At 68.3% G+C, this 15,411-nt stretch carries 13 protein-coding genes; 8 read left to right on the plus strand and 5 right to left on the minus strand.

All coding sequences use genetic code 11. The features are described from left to right. Nucleotides 1–5: 5 nt before the first annotated feature. The 3 genes from galU to LE190_RS05780 are packed head-to-tail and all read left to right on the plus strand — an operon-like array spanning nucleotide 6 to nucleotide 1,920. Nucleotides 6–893 (plus strand): UTP--glucose-1-phosphate uridylyltransferase GalU, encoded by an 888-nt coding sequence (gene galU, locus LE190_RS05770; RefSeq protein ID WP_225237779.1) that lies wholly within the window; start codon nucleotides 6–8, stop codon nucleotides 891–893. Further along, a complete protein-coding gene (gene def, locus LE190_RS05775; protein ID WP_225237780.1) occupies nucleotides 890–1,426 on the plus strand; it encodes a peptide deformylase in 537 nt (178 codons plus the stop codon). Before galU ends, def begins: the two co-directional genes overlap by 4 nt. After that, nucleotides 1,426–1,920, plus strand: coding sequence for a hypothetical protein (locus tag LE190_RS05780; RefSeq protein ID WP_225237781.1), 495 nt, complete (start codon nucleotides 1,426–1,428; stop codon nucleotides 1,918–1,920). Before def ends, LE190_RS05780 begins: the two co-directional genes overlap by 1 nt. A 6-nt stretch (nucleotides 1,921–1,926) precedes the next feature. On the opposite strand, the gene LE190_RS05785 is transcribed toward LE190_RS05780, so the two are convergent. Continuing rightward, nucleotides 1,927–3,699 (minus strand): DUF885 domain-containing protein, encoded by a 1,773-nt coding sequence (locus LE190_RS05785; protein ID WP_225237782.1) that lies wholly within the window; start codon nucleotides 3,697–3,699, stop codon nucleotides 1,927–1,929. A 304-nt stretch (nucleotides 3,700–4,003) separates the two neighbouring features. Between LE190_RS05785 and LE190_RS05790 the strand changes: the two genes are divergently transcribed. From LE190_RS05790 to LE190_RS05800, 3 genes are read left to right on the plus strand one after another with little or no spacing between them, the layout of a single operon-like run. Then, nucleotides 4,004–4,312, plus strand: a complete 309-nt coding sequence (locus LE190_RS05790; RefSeq protein WP_225237783.1) for a hypothetical protein — start codon at nucleotides 4,004–4,006, stop codon at nucleotides 4,310–4,312. Beyond that, nucleotides 4,313–5,782: an ATPase domain-containing protein gene (locus LE190_RS05795; RefSeq protein ID WP_225237784.1), complete on the plus strand. Its 1,470-nt coding sequence runs from the start codon at nucleotides 4,313–4,315 to the stop codon at nucleotides 5,780–5,782. Between the two features lie 8 nt (nucleotides 5,783–5,790). Beyond that, on the plus strand, nucleotides 5,791–7,140 hold the full coding sequence (locus LE190_RS05800) for a hybrid sensor histidine kinase/response regulator (protein WP_225237785.1): 1,350 nt from the start codon (nucleotides 5,791–5,793) through the stop codon (nucleotides 7,138–7,140). On the opposite strand, the gene LE190_RS05805 is transcribed toward LE190_RS05800, so the two are convergent. After that, on the minus strand, nucleotides 7,137–8,357 hold the full coding sequence (locus LE190_RS05805; protein WP_225237786.1) for a pyridoxal phosphate-dependent aminotransferase: 1,221 nt from the start codon (nucleotides 8,355–8,357) through the stop codon (nucleotides 7,137–7,139). The genes LE190_RS05800 and LE190_RS05805 overlap by 4 nt on opposite strands. A 163-nt stretch (nucleotides 8,358–8,520) precedes the next feature. Then, nucleotides 8,521–10,035 carry a peptide MFS transporter gene (locus LE190_RS05810; protein ID WP_225237787.1) on the minus strand — a complete coding sequence of 505 codons (1,515 nt, stop codon included), beginning with the start codon at nucleotides 10,033–10,035 and terminating at the stop codon, nucleotides 8,521–8,523. Between the two features lie 179 nt (nucleotides 10,036–10,214). Here LE190_RS05810 and LE190_RS05815 point away from each other — a divergent pair, with 179 nt between their 5' ends. Further along, nucleotides 10,215–11,204 (plus strand): amidohydrolase family protein, encoded by a 990-nt coding sequence (locus tag LE190_RS05815; protein WP_225237788.1) that lies wholly within the window; start codon nucleotides 10,215–10,217, stop codon nucleotides 11,202–11,204. Nucleotides 11,205–11,379: 175 nt separating this feature from the next. Then, complete coding sequence (locus tag LE190_RS05820; protein WP_225237789.1) at nucleotides 11,380–13,776, plus strand: glycoside hydrolase family 31 protein; 2,397 nt, start codon at nucleotides 11,380–11,382, stop codon at nucleotides 13,774–13,776. A gap of 15 nt (nucleotides 13,777–13,791) precedes the next feature. Here LE190_RS05820 and LE190_RS05825 read toward each other — a convergent pair whose 3' ends face one another. Then, nucleotides 13,792–14,415 (minus strand): LysE family translocator, encoded by a 624-nt coding sequence (locus LE190_RS05825; RefSeq protein WP_225238063.1) that lies wholly within the window; start codon nucleotides 14,413–14,415, stop codon nucleotides 13,792–13,794. A 70-nt stretch (nucleotides 14,416–14,485) separates the two neighbouring features. Further along, nucleotides 14,486–15,289, minus strand: a complete 804-nt coding sequence (gene xth / locus LE190_RS05830; RefSeq protein ID WP_225237790.1) for an exodeoxyribonuclease III — start codon at nucleotides 15,287–15,289, stop codon at nucleotides 14,486–14,488. Between the last annotated feature and the right edge of the window lie 122 nt (nucleotides 15,290–15,411).

Here is a 15,411-nt window from a genome sequence, read left to right on the forward strand (position 1 = left end):
ACCGTATGACACTCATTCGCAAAGCCGTCTTCCCCGTTGCCGGCCTCGGCAGCCGCTTCCTGCCTGCCACCAAGGCGCAGCCCAAGGAAATGCTGCCGATCGTGGACAAGCCCCTGATCCAGTATGCCGTCGAGGAAGCGGTGGCGGCCGGCATCACCGAGCTGGTCTTCATCACGGGCCGCAACAAGCGTGCCATCGAAGACCATTTCGACAAGGCCTACGAACTCGAAGCCGAGCTGGAAGCGCACGGCAAGCAGGCCCTGCTCGACGTGGTGCGCGGCGTGATCCCGAAGAACGTCAACTGCATCTACATCCGCCAGCCGGCCGCGCTAGGCCTCGGCCACGCCGTGCTGTGCGCGCGTCCCGTGATCGGCAACGAGCCCTTCGCGGTGCTGCTGGCGGACGACTTCATGGATACCGATGCGGGCACCAAACCGGTCCTGGCGCAGATGACCGAGCTGTATGCCTATGAGCGTTCGAGCATCCTGGCGGTGCAGGACGTGCCGCGCGAGCACACCCGCCAGTACGGCGTGGTCAGCGCCTCGCGCTACCGTGAGGGGCTGGAGCTGGTCTCGGGCATCGTCGAGAAACCGGCGCCCGAGGTGGCGCCGTCGACGCTGGCCGTGGTCGGGCGCTACGTGCTGTCCGGCTCGATCTTCGATCACCTGGAAAACCTCGGCACCGGCGCCGGCGGCGAGATCCAGCTGACCGACGGCATCGCCTCGCTGATGCGCGCCGAGCGCGTGCTGGCCTACCGCTATGCCGGCCGGCGCTACGACTGCGGCTCCAAGCTGGGCTACCTGCAGGCGACCCTGGCCATGGGCTTGAAGCACCCGGAAACGGCCGAGGGGCTGCGCGCCAGCCTCGACGAACTGCTGGCGGCGGCGCCATGAGCGTGCGCGAGATCCTGCGCATGGGCGACCCGCGCCTGCTGCGGGTGGCCGAGCCGGTGCGCGCCTTCGATACGCCCGAGCTGCACGCCCTGGTGCAGGACATGTTCGACACCATGCACGCGGCCAACGGCGCCGGGCTGGCGGCGCCGCAGATCGGTGTCAACCTGCAGCTCGTGATCTACGGTTTCGCCAGGAACGGCCGCTATCCGGATGCGCCGCCGGTGCCCGAGACGGTCCTGATCAACCCGGTGCTCACGCCGCTGTCGGACGACATGGAAGAGGGCTTCGAGGGCTGCCTGTCGGTGCCCGGGCTGCGCGGCAGCGTGCCGCGCTACACCATGCTGCACTACGAGGGCGCCGACCAGTACGGCCGGCCGGTGGTGCGCGACGCCGACGGCTTCCATGCGCGCGTGGTGCAGCACGAGGTGGACCACCTGCACGGCATCCTGTATCCGATGCGCATCCGCGATTTTTCCCGCTTCGGTTTCACCGAAGTGATGTTCCCCGATCTCGACCCGAAAGCCGACGACTGATGCGCCTTTCCCCCATTGCGCTGCTGCTGGCCTGCTGCGCGCCGCTGGTCCAGGCCCAGACCCAGGACGGCGGGCTGTTCACGAAGATCGAGGCCGCCCCGGCCAGCGAACTCTGGCTCGACAGCGGCTTCGCCACCGCCCATTTCGACAGCGACAAGGACCTGAACGGCGCCAACAAGGGCCTGGGCGCGGAATACCGCTTCAGCGGCACCATGGCGGCCACCGCCGGCCGCTTCCACAACAGCGACCGGCGCTGGTCGAACTATGCAGGCCTGATCTGGCAGCCCTACGCGCTGGGACCGGTGCGCCTGGGTCTGGCGCTGGCGGCCTTCGACGGCTATCCGAACATGCGCAACGGCGGCTGGTTCCCGGCGGCGATCCCGACCCTTACCTACGAGTACGGGCGGGTCGGCCTGAACCTTGGCATCATTCCGAGCTACCGCGACCGCCTGTACGGCGGCATCTCGTTCCAGCTGAAGTTCAGGCTGCGCTGAGCACGTTCACGGCGCCGCCGGATACGGACTCGGTCCACCGTCCGCGATGAAGGCGTCGATCCGCTGCTGCAGTACCGGCAGCGGCACCGACCCCAGCTGCAGCACGGTGTCGTGGAAGTGGCGGATGTCGAATCTCGGGCCCAGTGCCTGTTCCGCGCGCGCACGCGCTTCCTGGATCGCCATCTGCCCCAGGTAGTAGGACAGGGCCTGGCCCGGCCAGGAAATATAACGGTCCACTTCCGTTTCCACCTCGTGCCTGGCGAGCGCCGTGTTCTCCATCAGGTAGGCCTGCGCCTGCTCGCGGGTCCAGCCCTTGGCGTGGATGCCGGTGTCGACCACCAGGCGCGCTGCGCGCCAGGCCTGGTAGCTGAGCATGCCGAAGTGCTCGTAGGGCGTCTCGTAGATGCCCATCTCCACGCCCAGGCGCTCGGCATACAGGGCCCAGCCTTCGCCGAAGGCCGAGATGTAGGCGCGGCGGAAGGGCGGCACGCCCTTCTGTTCCTGTGCCACCGGCATCTGGAAGGCATGTCCCGGGGCCGATTCGTGGAGCGTCAATGCCGGCAGGCTGTACAGGGGACGCGCGGGCAGGTTGTAGGTGTTGACCCAATAGGCGCCGGGTCCGCCGCGGCCGGCCGTATAGAAGGGCGCCTGGTCGTCCGCCACCGGCAGGATCGCGAAGCGGCGCCGCGGCAGGTAGCCGAAGTACTGGCCGGCCTTGGCGTCGAACTTCTTCGCGGTCCAGGCCGCGTGCATCAGCAGTTCCTTCGGCGTCTTGGCGTAGAACTGCGGGTCGGTGCGCAGGAACTGCAGGAAGGCCGGCAGCTCGCCCTTGAATCCCGCCTGCGCCATGGTCGCGTGCATCTCGGCGCGGATCTTCGCCATTTCGGCCAGGCCGATGGCATGGATCTGTTCGGCGCTCAAGCGGGTGGTCGTGTATTCGAGGATCTTCGACTGGTAATAGGCTTTACCGCCGGGCATGCTCTGGGCGGCCAGGCTGGTGCGCGCCCGCGGCAGGTATTCGTTGCGGAAGAAGGCCAGCACCCTCGCGTAGGCCGGCTGCACCGCCTCGCGGATCAGGGTCGCCGCGCGCGCCTTCAGGGCATCCTGTTCGGCCGCCGGCAGCGAGGACGGCATGTTCCTGAATGGCGTGAAGAACACCGTGTCCTCGGGCTGGCGGGCCTCGGCCACCGACACCAGCGCGACGTCGCGCCCGGCCAGCGTCACCCGCGGCGGCGTGAAACCGCGCGCCAGGCCCGCGCGCATGTTCGCGGTCTGCTGGGCGAAGTGATCGGGCAGCGCTTCCAGCAGGCGCAGGTAGTTGCGGTAGTCGTCCAGGCTGCGCAGCGGGCGCCGCGCGGCGTAGCTGGCGTCGGTCCAGAATGCGCTGTCGGCGTTGACCGGCTGCTCGTATTCGCGGAAGCGCTGGGCATCGAGCAGGGCGGCGACCTGGGCGTGGTAGACGGCATAGTTGAGCCGCTCGGCGGGCGACAGGGCGTCCGGCTGGAGCGCATCGAGTTCGGCCAGGATGCCTTCCCAGTAGGCGCGCCGCGCCTCCTGGGCCGCCGCGTCGACCCGCGCCAGCGCGGGGCTGACGCCGCCATCGTTCGGCTCGCGCGCAAGGCGCTGGGCGAGGCGCCACTGCCACTCCTTCGTATGGATCGCCTGGAAACGAAGATCGGCAGCGGACGCGTCCGCACCGGCAGCCGCGGCCGGCTCCAGCGCAATGCAAAACAGGATGCACACCGCCGGCAGGGCGGAAACCAGCTTCTTGATGTTCATGGTAACCCGACGTTGATGAGCGCAAAGGCTCGGCGATATGTATCTTAGCGGGAATATTTGTATGGCGCCGCAAAAGAGATGGGAAGAAAATTGCAAACGAGTCAGCGTGCCAGGGCCCCCAAGCTATAATGTGGCCTGTACGGTCGACCCTGTCGATGCCCCGTGTCGGGACATCGGCCACGCACATTGGCATGAATTGTTCCTCAATACAACCACGATGACTAGCAATGGCATGCCGGCACAGCTTACCGCTAGCTCCGCCTGGCTCTCGCCATGGCGGCGTATCGCGCAGCATTTGTGCCCCTTGATCGGCGAAAGCGGCTTTTGCGCCTTGTTCGGCCGTGCCTGCCATGTGGTGGGCCCCGAGCATGCATGGATGATCCCGCCGCAGCCTTGCCGCTCGCCCGAGCAGCTCTTTACCGCGCTGCAGGAGCGCCTGGCCTCGGTAGACGCCGCGCGCGCGACCGCAGCCAATGAGGTCTTGCTGAGCACCTTCACCCAATTGCTTGCCACGCTGATCGGGGAGGGGCTGACCGAGCGCCTGCTCGCCTCGGCAACGACCGCTGCGGAATGTGCCGCAGGCCGGCAGACGCATGCACAGGAGCAGAAATAGATGAGCGACAAAGTAAGCTTGGGGAAATTGAAAACTGGTGTACCCGGGCTCGATATCCTGCTGGGTGGCGGCCTGAACGAGTTTTCGTTCAACCTGATCACCGGTTCTCCGGGCTGCGGCAAGACGACCATGGCGCACCAGATCATGTTTGCGCTTGCCAGTGAGCAGCGGCGCGCGCTGTTCTTCACCGTGCTGGGCGAGCCGCCGCTGAAGATGCTGCGCTACCAGCAGCAGTATTGCTTCTTCGACATGGACAAGGTCGGCAGCGTGATCCGCTACGTGAACCTGGCGGGTGACCTGCGCGCCGGCGACTTCAACGGCGTGCTCGAGCGCATCACGCGGGAAGTCGAGGACTTCGCGCCGGGCCTGGTGTTTGTCGATTCCTTCCGTTCCGTGATCCAGACCGCGCGCAACGGCAACGAGGGCATGAGCGACCTGCAGCACTTCGTGCAGGAACTCGGCACCCGCATGACCAGCTGGATGGCGACCACCTTCCTGATCGGCGAATACCAGCACGACGACACCGAAACCAATCCGATCATGACGGTGGCCGACGGCATGATCGCGCTGAGCCAGCAGGCCGAACGCGATGCCAGCGTGCGCAAGATCCGCATCGTCAAGATGCGCGGCCAGGCCCACATGAGCGGTGCGCACAGCTTCCGCATCACCGATGACGGCCTGCGTGTCTACCCGCGCCTGCTGCCGCCGCTGGCTGCGGACCGGTTGCCGGGCACGGCGGTCGATGCCAATCCGCGCCGCATCCCGACCGGCACCCCCGGCCTGGACGAACTGCTGCACGGCGGCCTGCCGCAAGGCCATTCGCTGCTCGTCATCGGCCCGACCGGTTCCGGCAAGACCATCCTCGGCACCCGCTTCCTGCAAGTCGGCGTCACGTGTGGCGAGACGGGGGTGCTGATGTGCTTTGAAAAAGGCACCTCGCGCCTGCGCAACGCCGAACTGGCGGCCATGGTCCAGTCCGGGCAGGTCAGCGTGGTCGAGAGCCGCCTGGTGGACCTGACCCTCGAGGAACTGGAAGACGAGCTGATGCAGGCTATTGCGCGCAGCGGCGCCAGCCGGGTGGTCATCGATTCGCTGTCGGAACTGTCGCTCTACCTGGCGCCCGAGAGCAGGCGCGACCTGCGCGACGGCGTGTTCCGCCTGCTTTGCAGCCTGGCCAAGCGCGGGGTGTCGGCCATGGTCACCATCGGCCTTGACGAACACGTGTCCAACATGAACTACACCCGTCCCGACATGGCGTATATCACGGATGCCATGGTTGGCATGCGCTACGCCGAGGTCGATGGCCAGGTGCGCAGGTACATGGCAGTGGTCAAGGTGCGTGGCAGCAGCCATAGCCATGACGTGCGCGAATACCGGATCACGGAGGACGGACTCGAGATCGATCCCATTGCGGCGCCCGTCAACGGGGTGCTGTTCGGATCCGCCTACCGCGCCAGTCCGGACGAGTGAGGGCGGGCATGGGAACGTTTGACGACGCGCACGGCGGATCCGGCCAACGTTCCCAGGCAGACGGGGAGGCGCTGCAGGCGCGCATCGCCGCGCTCGAGGCCGAGCTGTCGCATGCGCGCATCCTGGCGCGCGAACGCGAACGGCTGGAACTCCAGGTCGAGCAGCTGCGCGAGGCCAACGAGCACCTGGTGATGGCGACCGTCAGCGCGCAATCGCTGCGCGACCTGGCCGAAGCGACCAACCGCCGCCAGACCGAATTCCTCGCCATGCTGGCGCACGAGCTGCGCAATCCGCTGGCGCCGCTCAGCATGTCCGCCAGCCTGCTTGGCAGCCTGGGCGGGGGCTCGCCCCAGCTGACCCAGGTGGCGGGCGTGGTGCGGCGCCAGGTCGACCACATGGCGCGCCTGCTGGACGACCTGCTCGATGCCGCGCGCATCAGCAGCGGCAAGATTACCCTCGCCCTGCGCCCGCTTGTGCTGGCCGAGGTGCTCGACCAGGCGCTCGAAACGGTCGCGCCACGCATCCGCGAGCGTGGCCAGCGCCTGGAGCTGGAACTGCCCGACGAGTCGCTCGCCATCGACGGCGATCCGGTGCGCCTGACCCAGGTATTCGCCAACCTGCTCGGCAACGCCTCCAAGTACACGGGCGATGGCGGCCGCATCGCGCTGCGTGCCTGGCGCGAGGAGGAGCAGGCGGCCGTCCGGCTGAGCGACGACGGCGCCGGCATCGCCCTCGACATGCTGCCGCAGATCTTCGACCTGTTCATCCAGGGGCCGCGTTCGCTGGCCCGCTCCGAGGGCGGCCTCGGAATCGGACTGAACGTGGTGCGCAACCTGGTCGGCATGCACGGCGGAACGGTGGTCGCCGAAAGCGAAGGGGAGGGGCGCGGCAGCAGCTTCACGGTGCGCCTGCCGTTGCGGCGCGGCGCGCCGCCTGCGCTTGAGATCAGCGATGCGCCGGAGGCGGCGCCGCGCGCCTGCCGCATCCTCCTGATCGAGGACAACCGCGACGCCTGCGATACCTTGCGCATCCTGCTCGAACTGGCCGGGCACGAGGTGACGGTCGCCTACGATGGACATGCGGGACTGGCGGCGGCGCAGGCGCAGCCGGTCGAGGTCCTGATCTGCGATATCGGCTTGCCCGGCCTGGACGGCATGGAGGTCATCGGGCGCCTGCGCGCCGGCCTTGCCTGCAGCACGCCGTTCGCGATCGCGCTGTCCGGCTACGGGCAGGGCGAGGACCGGGAACGCGCGCTGGCGGCCGGTTTCGACCAGTACCTGGTCAAGCCGGCGGCGCCGGATGCCCTGCTGGCGCTGGTGGCGGGCAGTACGGACCGCTGGCCCGCGACATCGCGCTAGCCGAGGAAACGTTCCAGGCGCGCCAGCGCCTCTTCGATCCGTTCCAGCCGTGTGGCGTAGGAAAAGCGCACATGCCGCTGCGGCGCCGCCACGCCGAAGTCGTCACCCGGCACGATCGCCACGCCCGCCTCGCGCAGCAGCGACCAGGCGAAGGCACTGCTGTCGCCGCAGTGCGGATGCGCGACCGATGCGATGTCGGCATACACGTAGAAGGCGCCGTCGGGCATCACCGGGACCGTGAAGCCGAGCGCGCGCAGGGCCGGCACCAGCAGGTCGCGGCGGCGCTGGAAGGCCAGCCGGCGTTCCTCGTAGATGGCAAGCGCCTCGGGTGTGAAACAGGCCAGCGCGGCTTGCTGGGCGATGGTGGGCGCGCAGATGAACAGGTTCTGCGCCAGTTTCTCGAACACCGGCACCAGCGCCTGCGGCACCACCAGCCAGCCGAGGCGCCAGCCAGTCATGCTGAAGTATTTCGAGAAGCTGTTGACGGTGATCGCGTCGGGGTCGAGCGCCAGTGCGCTCAGCGGCTTGTGGTCGTAGCTCAGGCCCTGGTAGATCTCGTCGATGATGGCAAAGCCGCCACGGGCGCGCACCGCGGCCAGCATCGCGCGCAGCTGCTGCGGCGTCATCGAGGTGCCGGTCGGGTTCGAGGGAGAAGCGACCAGCACGCCGCGCGTGCGCGGGCCCCAGTGCGCTTCCACGTGGGCGGCGCCGAGCTGGTAGCGGTCGTCGCTCGACGCCGGCACCAGCACCGGCGTGCCGCCGAAGCTCGCGACGAAATGCCGGTTGCAGGGGTAGCAGGGATCGGGCATCAGGACTTCGTCGCCCTCGTCCACCAGCGCCGCGCAGGCCAGCAGCAGGCCGGCCGAGGCCCCGGCGGTGACCACGATGCGGCCCGGATCGATGTCCAGCCCATGGACCGCGGCGTAGTGGCCGGAGATCGCCTCGCGCAGCTCGCGCAGGCCGAGCGAGTCGGTGTATTGGGTAGCGCCGGCCTGGATCGCCCGCATGGCGGCATGGGCGACGATCTCGGGCGCGCCGAAATCCGGCTCGCCCACGCTCATGCTGATGACGTCGGTGCCGCTGCGTTTCATGTCGCCTGCGGCCTTCACCATTTCCATGACGCGGAAAGGTTCGATGGCGTGCACGCGCTGCGCGAGCTGGAGGGCGCGCAGCGAACGGGGATCGATCGGGGGATCGGTCGGGGAGGTGGTAGGCATGCTGGAATCCGTCAATCTGGTCCGCCATGATACCGTAGGGTGGGCGGATTTTCCGCCCACGCGTTCAGGCCCGGCTTGGATCGGCCGGCGCGCTTGCTCGGCCCCTGAGCATCACCGCGTGGGCAGGAGACCTGCCCACCCTACGGTGCGAGCTGCCGCCACCTTACTGATGTGCGTGGTGGGTCGCCGTCAGGCGCCGCATCAGCGGCAGTGCGGCCAGCGCGATCAGGGTGCAGGCGATCGCCGCCAGCCCCAGCTTGTTGAACAGGCTGGTGTACACCGGCAGGGTCTGCAGCGGATCGCTCATCCCTTCCGGCACCGCGGCCAGGTTGGCCACCACGCCGCCCAGGTATTGCGAGATGCCGACCGCGACGAAATAGGCGCCCATCATGAAGCCGCCCATGCGCGCCGGCACGTAGCGCGCGATCATCGCCAGGCCCAGGCCACTGACCAGCAGTTCGCCCAGCGAGTACAGGCCGTAGCCGGCGATCATGATCCAGGACGAGGTCAGGCCGCCCACCGCGAAGCTGCCGGCCACGCCATAGGTGAAGAAGCCGGCCGCCACCACCGCGAAGCCGAGCGCGAACTTGGCGGCGATCGAGATGTCCTTGCCGCTGCTGCCGGCGCGGGTGTAGATCCAGGCCAGCACCGGGCTCAGGACCATGATCCAGATCGCGTTCAGGGCCTGGAACTGGGCCGGCGACCAGGTCCAGAGGTGGGCGCCGAACAGGGAGAACTCGAGGTCGACGTTACGCAGGGCGAACAGCGACAGCGAGGTCGACATCTGCTGGTAGAAGATGAAGAAGAACACCGTCTGCAAGGTCAATACCAGGGCTGCGATCAGGCCCGCGCGCTCGCTCGGCTGGCTGGTGCGGATCAGGTGGGCAAAGATGCCGAGCACCACGATGCCGGCCACGTAGACGAAGGCGCGCGCCAGGCCCTGGTCCTCCAGGATGACGGCCGAACCGGCCACCGCCAGCACACCGCCGGCCAGCACGGCCAGCAGGCGGCCCATCTTCAGCGGCTCGGCGTCCGGCGGCGAACCGATGTGGCCGATGGTCTTGCGCAGCAGGCCGACCGTCAGCAGCCCGACGAACAGGCCGACGCTGCACACGGCGAAGGCCACGTGCCAGCCGAGTTCGCCGCCGTAGCTGGCGTTGACGTAGTCCTTGATGGCGGGCGTGGCCAGCATCGAGAAGGTCGAGCCGACGTTGACCGCCATGTAGTAGATGGTGAAGGCGCTGTCGATCTTGGAATCGTCGCCCTCGTAGATCTTGCGCACCAGGTTGGCGGTGTTCGGCTTGAACAGGCCGTTGCCGACCACGATCACGCCCAGCGCCGAGAAGGTCATCCAGGTATTGGTGGTAGGGATCGACATCAGGCCGTAGCCGAGGGTCAGGATCAGGGCGCCCAGGATCATGCAGCGTCGGGTGCCGAGCACCTTGTCGCCGATCCAGCCGCCGATCGCCGGCGCCACGTAGATCAGTGCGGCCGCCGCGCCCCACACCAGGTTGGCGCGGCTGTCCGCGAAGCCGAGGCGCTGCACCATGAAATACACGATCAGGGCCTGCATGCCGTAATAGCCGAAGCGTTCCCACAGTTCGATCAGCGCCACCGTCATGAACGAGCGGGTCTGGCTCACGGGATGGGCCGCCAGTGGCGGAATATCGTTCTTCATCTGTCTCCTTGTCGATGCTGGTGTGGCGCCTGGGCCGGCGGCCTGGAACGTGCGCAGGGGGCGATGCTACGCCAGGCGCATGGAACATGCAATCTTGACAGGCGTTCGTGCCGGTGCGATAACATGTCGCTTTGGCCGTTCGCATGCGCCCGGCCAGCCATTACCTGCGAGGTGTATGTATGAGGCATCTATCCGTTTTGCTCACGGCCACCCTGGCGCTGCTGCCGGGCGTCGGCGCCGCCGCCACGGTCGCCGGCCAGGCTGGCGCATCCGCAGCGGCCGTGCAGGCGCGGGCGGGCGCCGCGATGCCGCTGGCCGATCACCACCAGTACGTGTACAGCCCGGCCGCGGCGGCCTTCATGTCGACCACCGGCGCGCTGCACCCGGTCTCGGCGCGCGACCTCATCCCGCAGCTCGACGCGGCCGGCATCGGGCGCGCCGCGGTGCTGTCGGTGGCCTATGTGTACGGCCAGGCCGAGTACGCCCAGGATGCCGAGTACCGCCGCGTGCGCGCCGAGAACGACTGGGCGGCGCGCCAGGCAGCGGAATATCCGGAACGCCTGGTTGCACTGTGCAGCGTCGATCCGCTCAAGGACTATGCGCTGGCCGAGCTGGCGCGCTGCGCCGCCAGTGCGGAGTTCGGGCGCGCGATCCGGCTGCAGCCGGCCGCGGGCGGCGTCCAGCTGGACGATCCCGAGCAGATCGAGCGCCTGCGCCGGGTGTTCCGCTCGGCCAACGCGCGCGGCATCGCGATCGTGCTGCAGCTGTCCGAGACCGGCACGCGCGAGGCGCGCCTGCTGATCGAGCAGCTGCTGCCGCATGCGCCCGACGTGCCGGTGCAGGTGGCATATGCGGGCGAACGCGAGGCCGGGCCGCAGCTGGCCGCGCTGGCGGTGCTGGCCGATGCCGCCGCCCGCCAGGATCCGCGCGTGCGCCACGTCTGGATCGATGTCAGTGCCTTTGCCCGTCCCGGCCTGTCGCCGGCCGACGCGCGGCGCCTGGTGCGGCGCCTGCGCCAGGTCGGCATGGAGCGCGTGCTGGTGGGGTCCGACGCCGCGATTGGCAGCGCCGCCCGTCCGCGCGACGCCTGGGCCGCCTTCCGCCGCCTGCCCCTGAGCGAGGCCGAGACGGCGCGCGTCGCCAACAACGTGATGCCGTATCTGCGCTGAGTCGCGCTGGAAGTCTGACTACAGGGGTGGCAAGAAGCGCACCCTGTCGTCTACTACCGGGAATGCGCGTACCGGCGCGCTCGGTCCGGCTCGATGTAATTAAATTACATTGGCACTTTTTCATCCGGCCGAATTCTGTCATGCTCACGCTTGTCCGCAACTCCATCCGAGACCCATGACGAACATCACGACCGCGCGGCTGCTTCTTGGCCTGCTCTGCAGCCCGCTTGCCTTCGCCCAGAACGCAGGACGCGAACTACACTCCTATACCCGCCACCAGGACACCCTGGAACTGCGCACGGGCGACGGGCGCTACCTGATCAAGCCGTATTCGGCACAGGTGGTCGAGACCACCTTCATCCCGAACGGCGAGCAATACGACCCGGCCTCGCACGCGGTGGTGCTCGCGCCGGTGGATGTGGGCGCCACGCTCACGGCCGGCGAGCGCCAGATCAGCTTTGCCACGCCGGGCCTGTCGGTCGTGGTCGAGCGCAAGCCCTTCCGCATCAGCTACCTGTACAAGGGCAAGCCGCTGGTGGCGGAGAAGGGCGGCTATGCGCGGGTCGACAAGCTCGAGAGTATTGAATTCGCGCTCGACGGGGACGAGGCCCTGTACGGCGCCGGCGCGCGCGCGGCCGGCATGAACCGGCGCGGCCAGCGCTTCCAGCTGTATAACCGGGCCGACTACGGCTACGGCAAGCGCTCGATGCTGCTGAACACCACGATGCCGCTCGCGCTGTCCTCGAAAAAATATGCGCTGCACTTCGATAATCCGCAGGCCGGCTGGCTCGACTTCGACAGCCGCCGCGACGGCACCCTGCGCTACGAGGCGATCGGCGGACGCAAGACCTACCAGGTGGTGGCCGGCGACAGCTGGGCCGATGTCATGGCCAACTACACGGCCCTGACCGGGCGCCAGCCGCTGCCGCCGCGCTGGGCCTTCGGCAACTTCGCCAGCCGCTTCGGCTACAAGACGGAACAGGAAACGCGCGCCGTGGTCGAGCGCTTCGCGCAGGAGAAGATCCCGCTGGACGCGGTCGTGCTCGACCTGTTCTGGTTCGGCAAGGAGGTCAAGGGTACGATGGGCAACCTGGCCTGGGACCGCGACAGCTTCCCGAACGCCGAGCGGATGATGGCCGACTTCCGCAAGCGGGGCGTGAAGACGGTATTGATCACCGAGCCCTTCGTGTTGACCACCTCGCAGCGCTGGCAGGAAGCGGTGCGGCGCCAGGCCCTGGCCACCGACGGCGCCGGCAAGCCGGCCACCTACGATTTCTACTTCGGGAACACCGGCCTGGTGGACCTGTACCGCCCCGAGGGCCGGGACTGGTTCTGGAACATCTACAAGGAGCTGAAGGCGGGCGGCGTGGCCGGCTGGTGGGGCGACCTGGGCGAGCCCGAAGTGCATCCGTCCTGGGTGCAGCACGGTCCGGATGGCGCCAAGCGCGGTGCCGACCAGGTGCACAACATCTACGGCCACGACTGGGCGCGCCTGATCGCCGAGGGCTACCGCAAGGACTTTCCGGACGAGCGCCCCTTCATCCTGATGCGGGCCGGCTATTCCGGTTCGCAGCGCTTCGGCATGATCCCGTGGTCGGGCGACGTCGGCCGCAGCTGGGGCGGACTGCAGTCGCAAGTCGAGATCGCGCTCCAGATGGGCATGCAGGGCCTGGCCTACATGCATTCGGACCTGGGCGGCTTCGCCGGCCCGATGCTGGACGACGAACTGTACGTGCGCTGGCTGCAGTATGGCGTGTTCCAGCCGATCTTCCGCCCGCATGCGCAGTCCGATGTGGCGCCGGAGCCGGTGTTCCGGTCCGAGCGCGCCAAGGTGCTGGCGCGCGAGGCGGTGTGGCTGCGCTACGCGATGCTGCCGTATAACTACACGCTTGCCTTCGACAACAGCCAGACCGGCATGCCCCTGATGCGTCCCATCCTGTTCGAGGAGGACGAGGCCACCGCCATGGCCACCACCTACCTGTGGGGACGCGACTTCCTGGTCTCGCCCGTGGTGGAGCCCGGCGCGACACGCCAGGAAGTGCACTTCCCGGTGAAGGACAGCGTCTGGTTCGACTTCCATACGGGCGCGCAGCACCGCGGCGGCATCACGGAAGTGGTCAAGCCGGTGGACGCGCACATTCCGGTGTACGTGCGGGCCGGCGCCTTCGTGCCGATGGCGAAGGTGGTGCAGAGCACGCGCGACTATTCGGCGCGCCAGATCGACCTGCACTATTACCACCACCCAAGCGTGGCGGCGGGAGAGGGCCGGATGTACGACGACGACGGCGAGACCGCCGACGCCTACGCGAAAGGACGCTACGAGATCGTACGCTTCGCCAGCCGCCATGCCGCCGGCAGGCTCGAGATCTCGCTGCACACCGAGACCGGCAAGGCCCAGTCGCCCCAGGAGCGCGGTTTCGCGCTGAAGGTGCACAACGTCGCGGCCCGGCCGCGCGCGGTGACGGTCGACGGGCGGGCCGTGCGCTTCAGCTGGAACGGCAGGCAGGGCATGCTCGAAGTGGCGCTCGCGCCGCGCAGGCAGCCGTCTGCGCAGGTGGTCGTCACGCTATAAGGGAATGCGTGCGGGTCAGCGCGCCACCATCAGGCGCAGGCCCAGCCCGACGAAGATCGCGCCCGCGATCCGGTCCAGCCACAGGCCGGCGCGCGGCGTGCGGTTCAGCCACTGGCCGACTGCGCCCGAGAAGTAGCCGAGCAGCCCGAACAGCAGGGCGGCCTGCAGCGTGAACACCCCTCCGAGCCAGGCGATCTGCCAGTTGGCGTCGCCGCGCGCGGGGACCACGAACTGCGGCAGGAAGGACAGGAAGAACAGCACCACCTTCGGATTGATCGCGTTTGCCAGCAGGCCCTTGAAGAACAGGCGGCGCGCCGGTTCGTCCGGCACGTCCAGCGCGGTGCGCGCGCCGCCATGGCTGCGCAGGGCCTGCACGCCCATCCAGACCAGGTACAGGCCGCCCACGATCTTGAGCGCCGTGAAGGCGGTGGGCGAGGCCGCGACCAGGGCGCTCACGCCGATCACGGCCAGCAGCGTGTGGTTCAGGCAGCCGAGGGCGCAGCCAAGGCCGAAGGCGATGCCGCGCACCCGGCCCTTGGCGATGCCGACTCCCAGCACCATCATGTTGTCGGGTCCGGGCGAAAGGGTGATCAGGATGGCGGCGGTGAGGAAGCCGAGGAACTGTTCAGGACTGAGCATGGGCGCGCTGGCAGGGTTGGCGGAAACGACCGCCATGGTAGCGCAAAGCGCACGCCCGGCACACTGGAGCTCAGCGTGGATGCTTCGGCTGGACGATGGCGCCGGGGTCGATTTCGATCCAGGTCGGGGCATGGTCGCTCGGCTTTTCCTTGGCGCGCTGGAAGCGGTCGACGCCGGCGCCGCGCAGGGCCGGGGCGACGGCAGGGCTGAGCAGCAGGTGATCGATGCGGATGCCGGCATCGCGCCCGAACGCGTTGCGGAAGTAATCCCAGAAGGTGTACACGACCTGGTCCGGATACATGCTGCGCAGGGCATCGAGCCAGCCCTGCGACATCAGGCGCTCGAACGCGGCGCGGGTCTCCGGCCGGAACAGGGCGTCGTCCACCCAGCGCTCCGGCTTGTAGGCGTCGAGGCCGGTCGGGATCACATTGAAGTCGCCGCACAGTACCACCGGCGCCCCGGTCTCGATCAGCGCCGCGCCGCGCGCGATCAGGCGCTCCATCCACGCGAGCTTGTAGTCGAACTTCGGCCCCGGCGCCGGGTTCCCGTTGGGCAGGTAGAGGCCGCACACGAGCAGGCCCTGGTAGACCGCCTCGATGTAGCGGCTCTGTTCGTCCGCCGGGTCGCCCGGCAGGCCGCGCTGCAGTTCCTGGGCCGGACCGTCGCGCGTAAGGATGGCGACCCCGTTCCAGCTTTTCTGGCCGTGCCAGATCGCGTGGTAGCCCGCCTCGCGGATCGCGCTTTCCGGGAATTTTTCCTGCGGCGCCTTGAGCTCCTGCAGGCAGACCACGTCGGGCTTGCGCTGTTCGAGGTAGTCGAGCAGCGCGTCGAGGCGGGCGCCGATGCCATTCACGTTGTAGGTAACGACGAGCATGCTTTCTCCGGTCAAGGCTGTATCCTGGCGCGTACTCTAGCATGGGTGCGGGCACGGACCTGTCCTTATAGTCGAATCGGTATGTTCTTATGGCGAATGATTCGTTCGCGCGCGCAGGATGA

Origin of the sequence: Massilia hydrophila, assembly GCF_020208145.1 — a bacterium.
GTDB classification, from domain to species: domain Bacteria; phylum Pseudomonadota; class Gammaproteobacteria; order Burkholderiales; family Burkholderiaceae_D; genus Telluria; species Telluria hydrophila.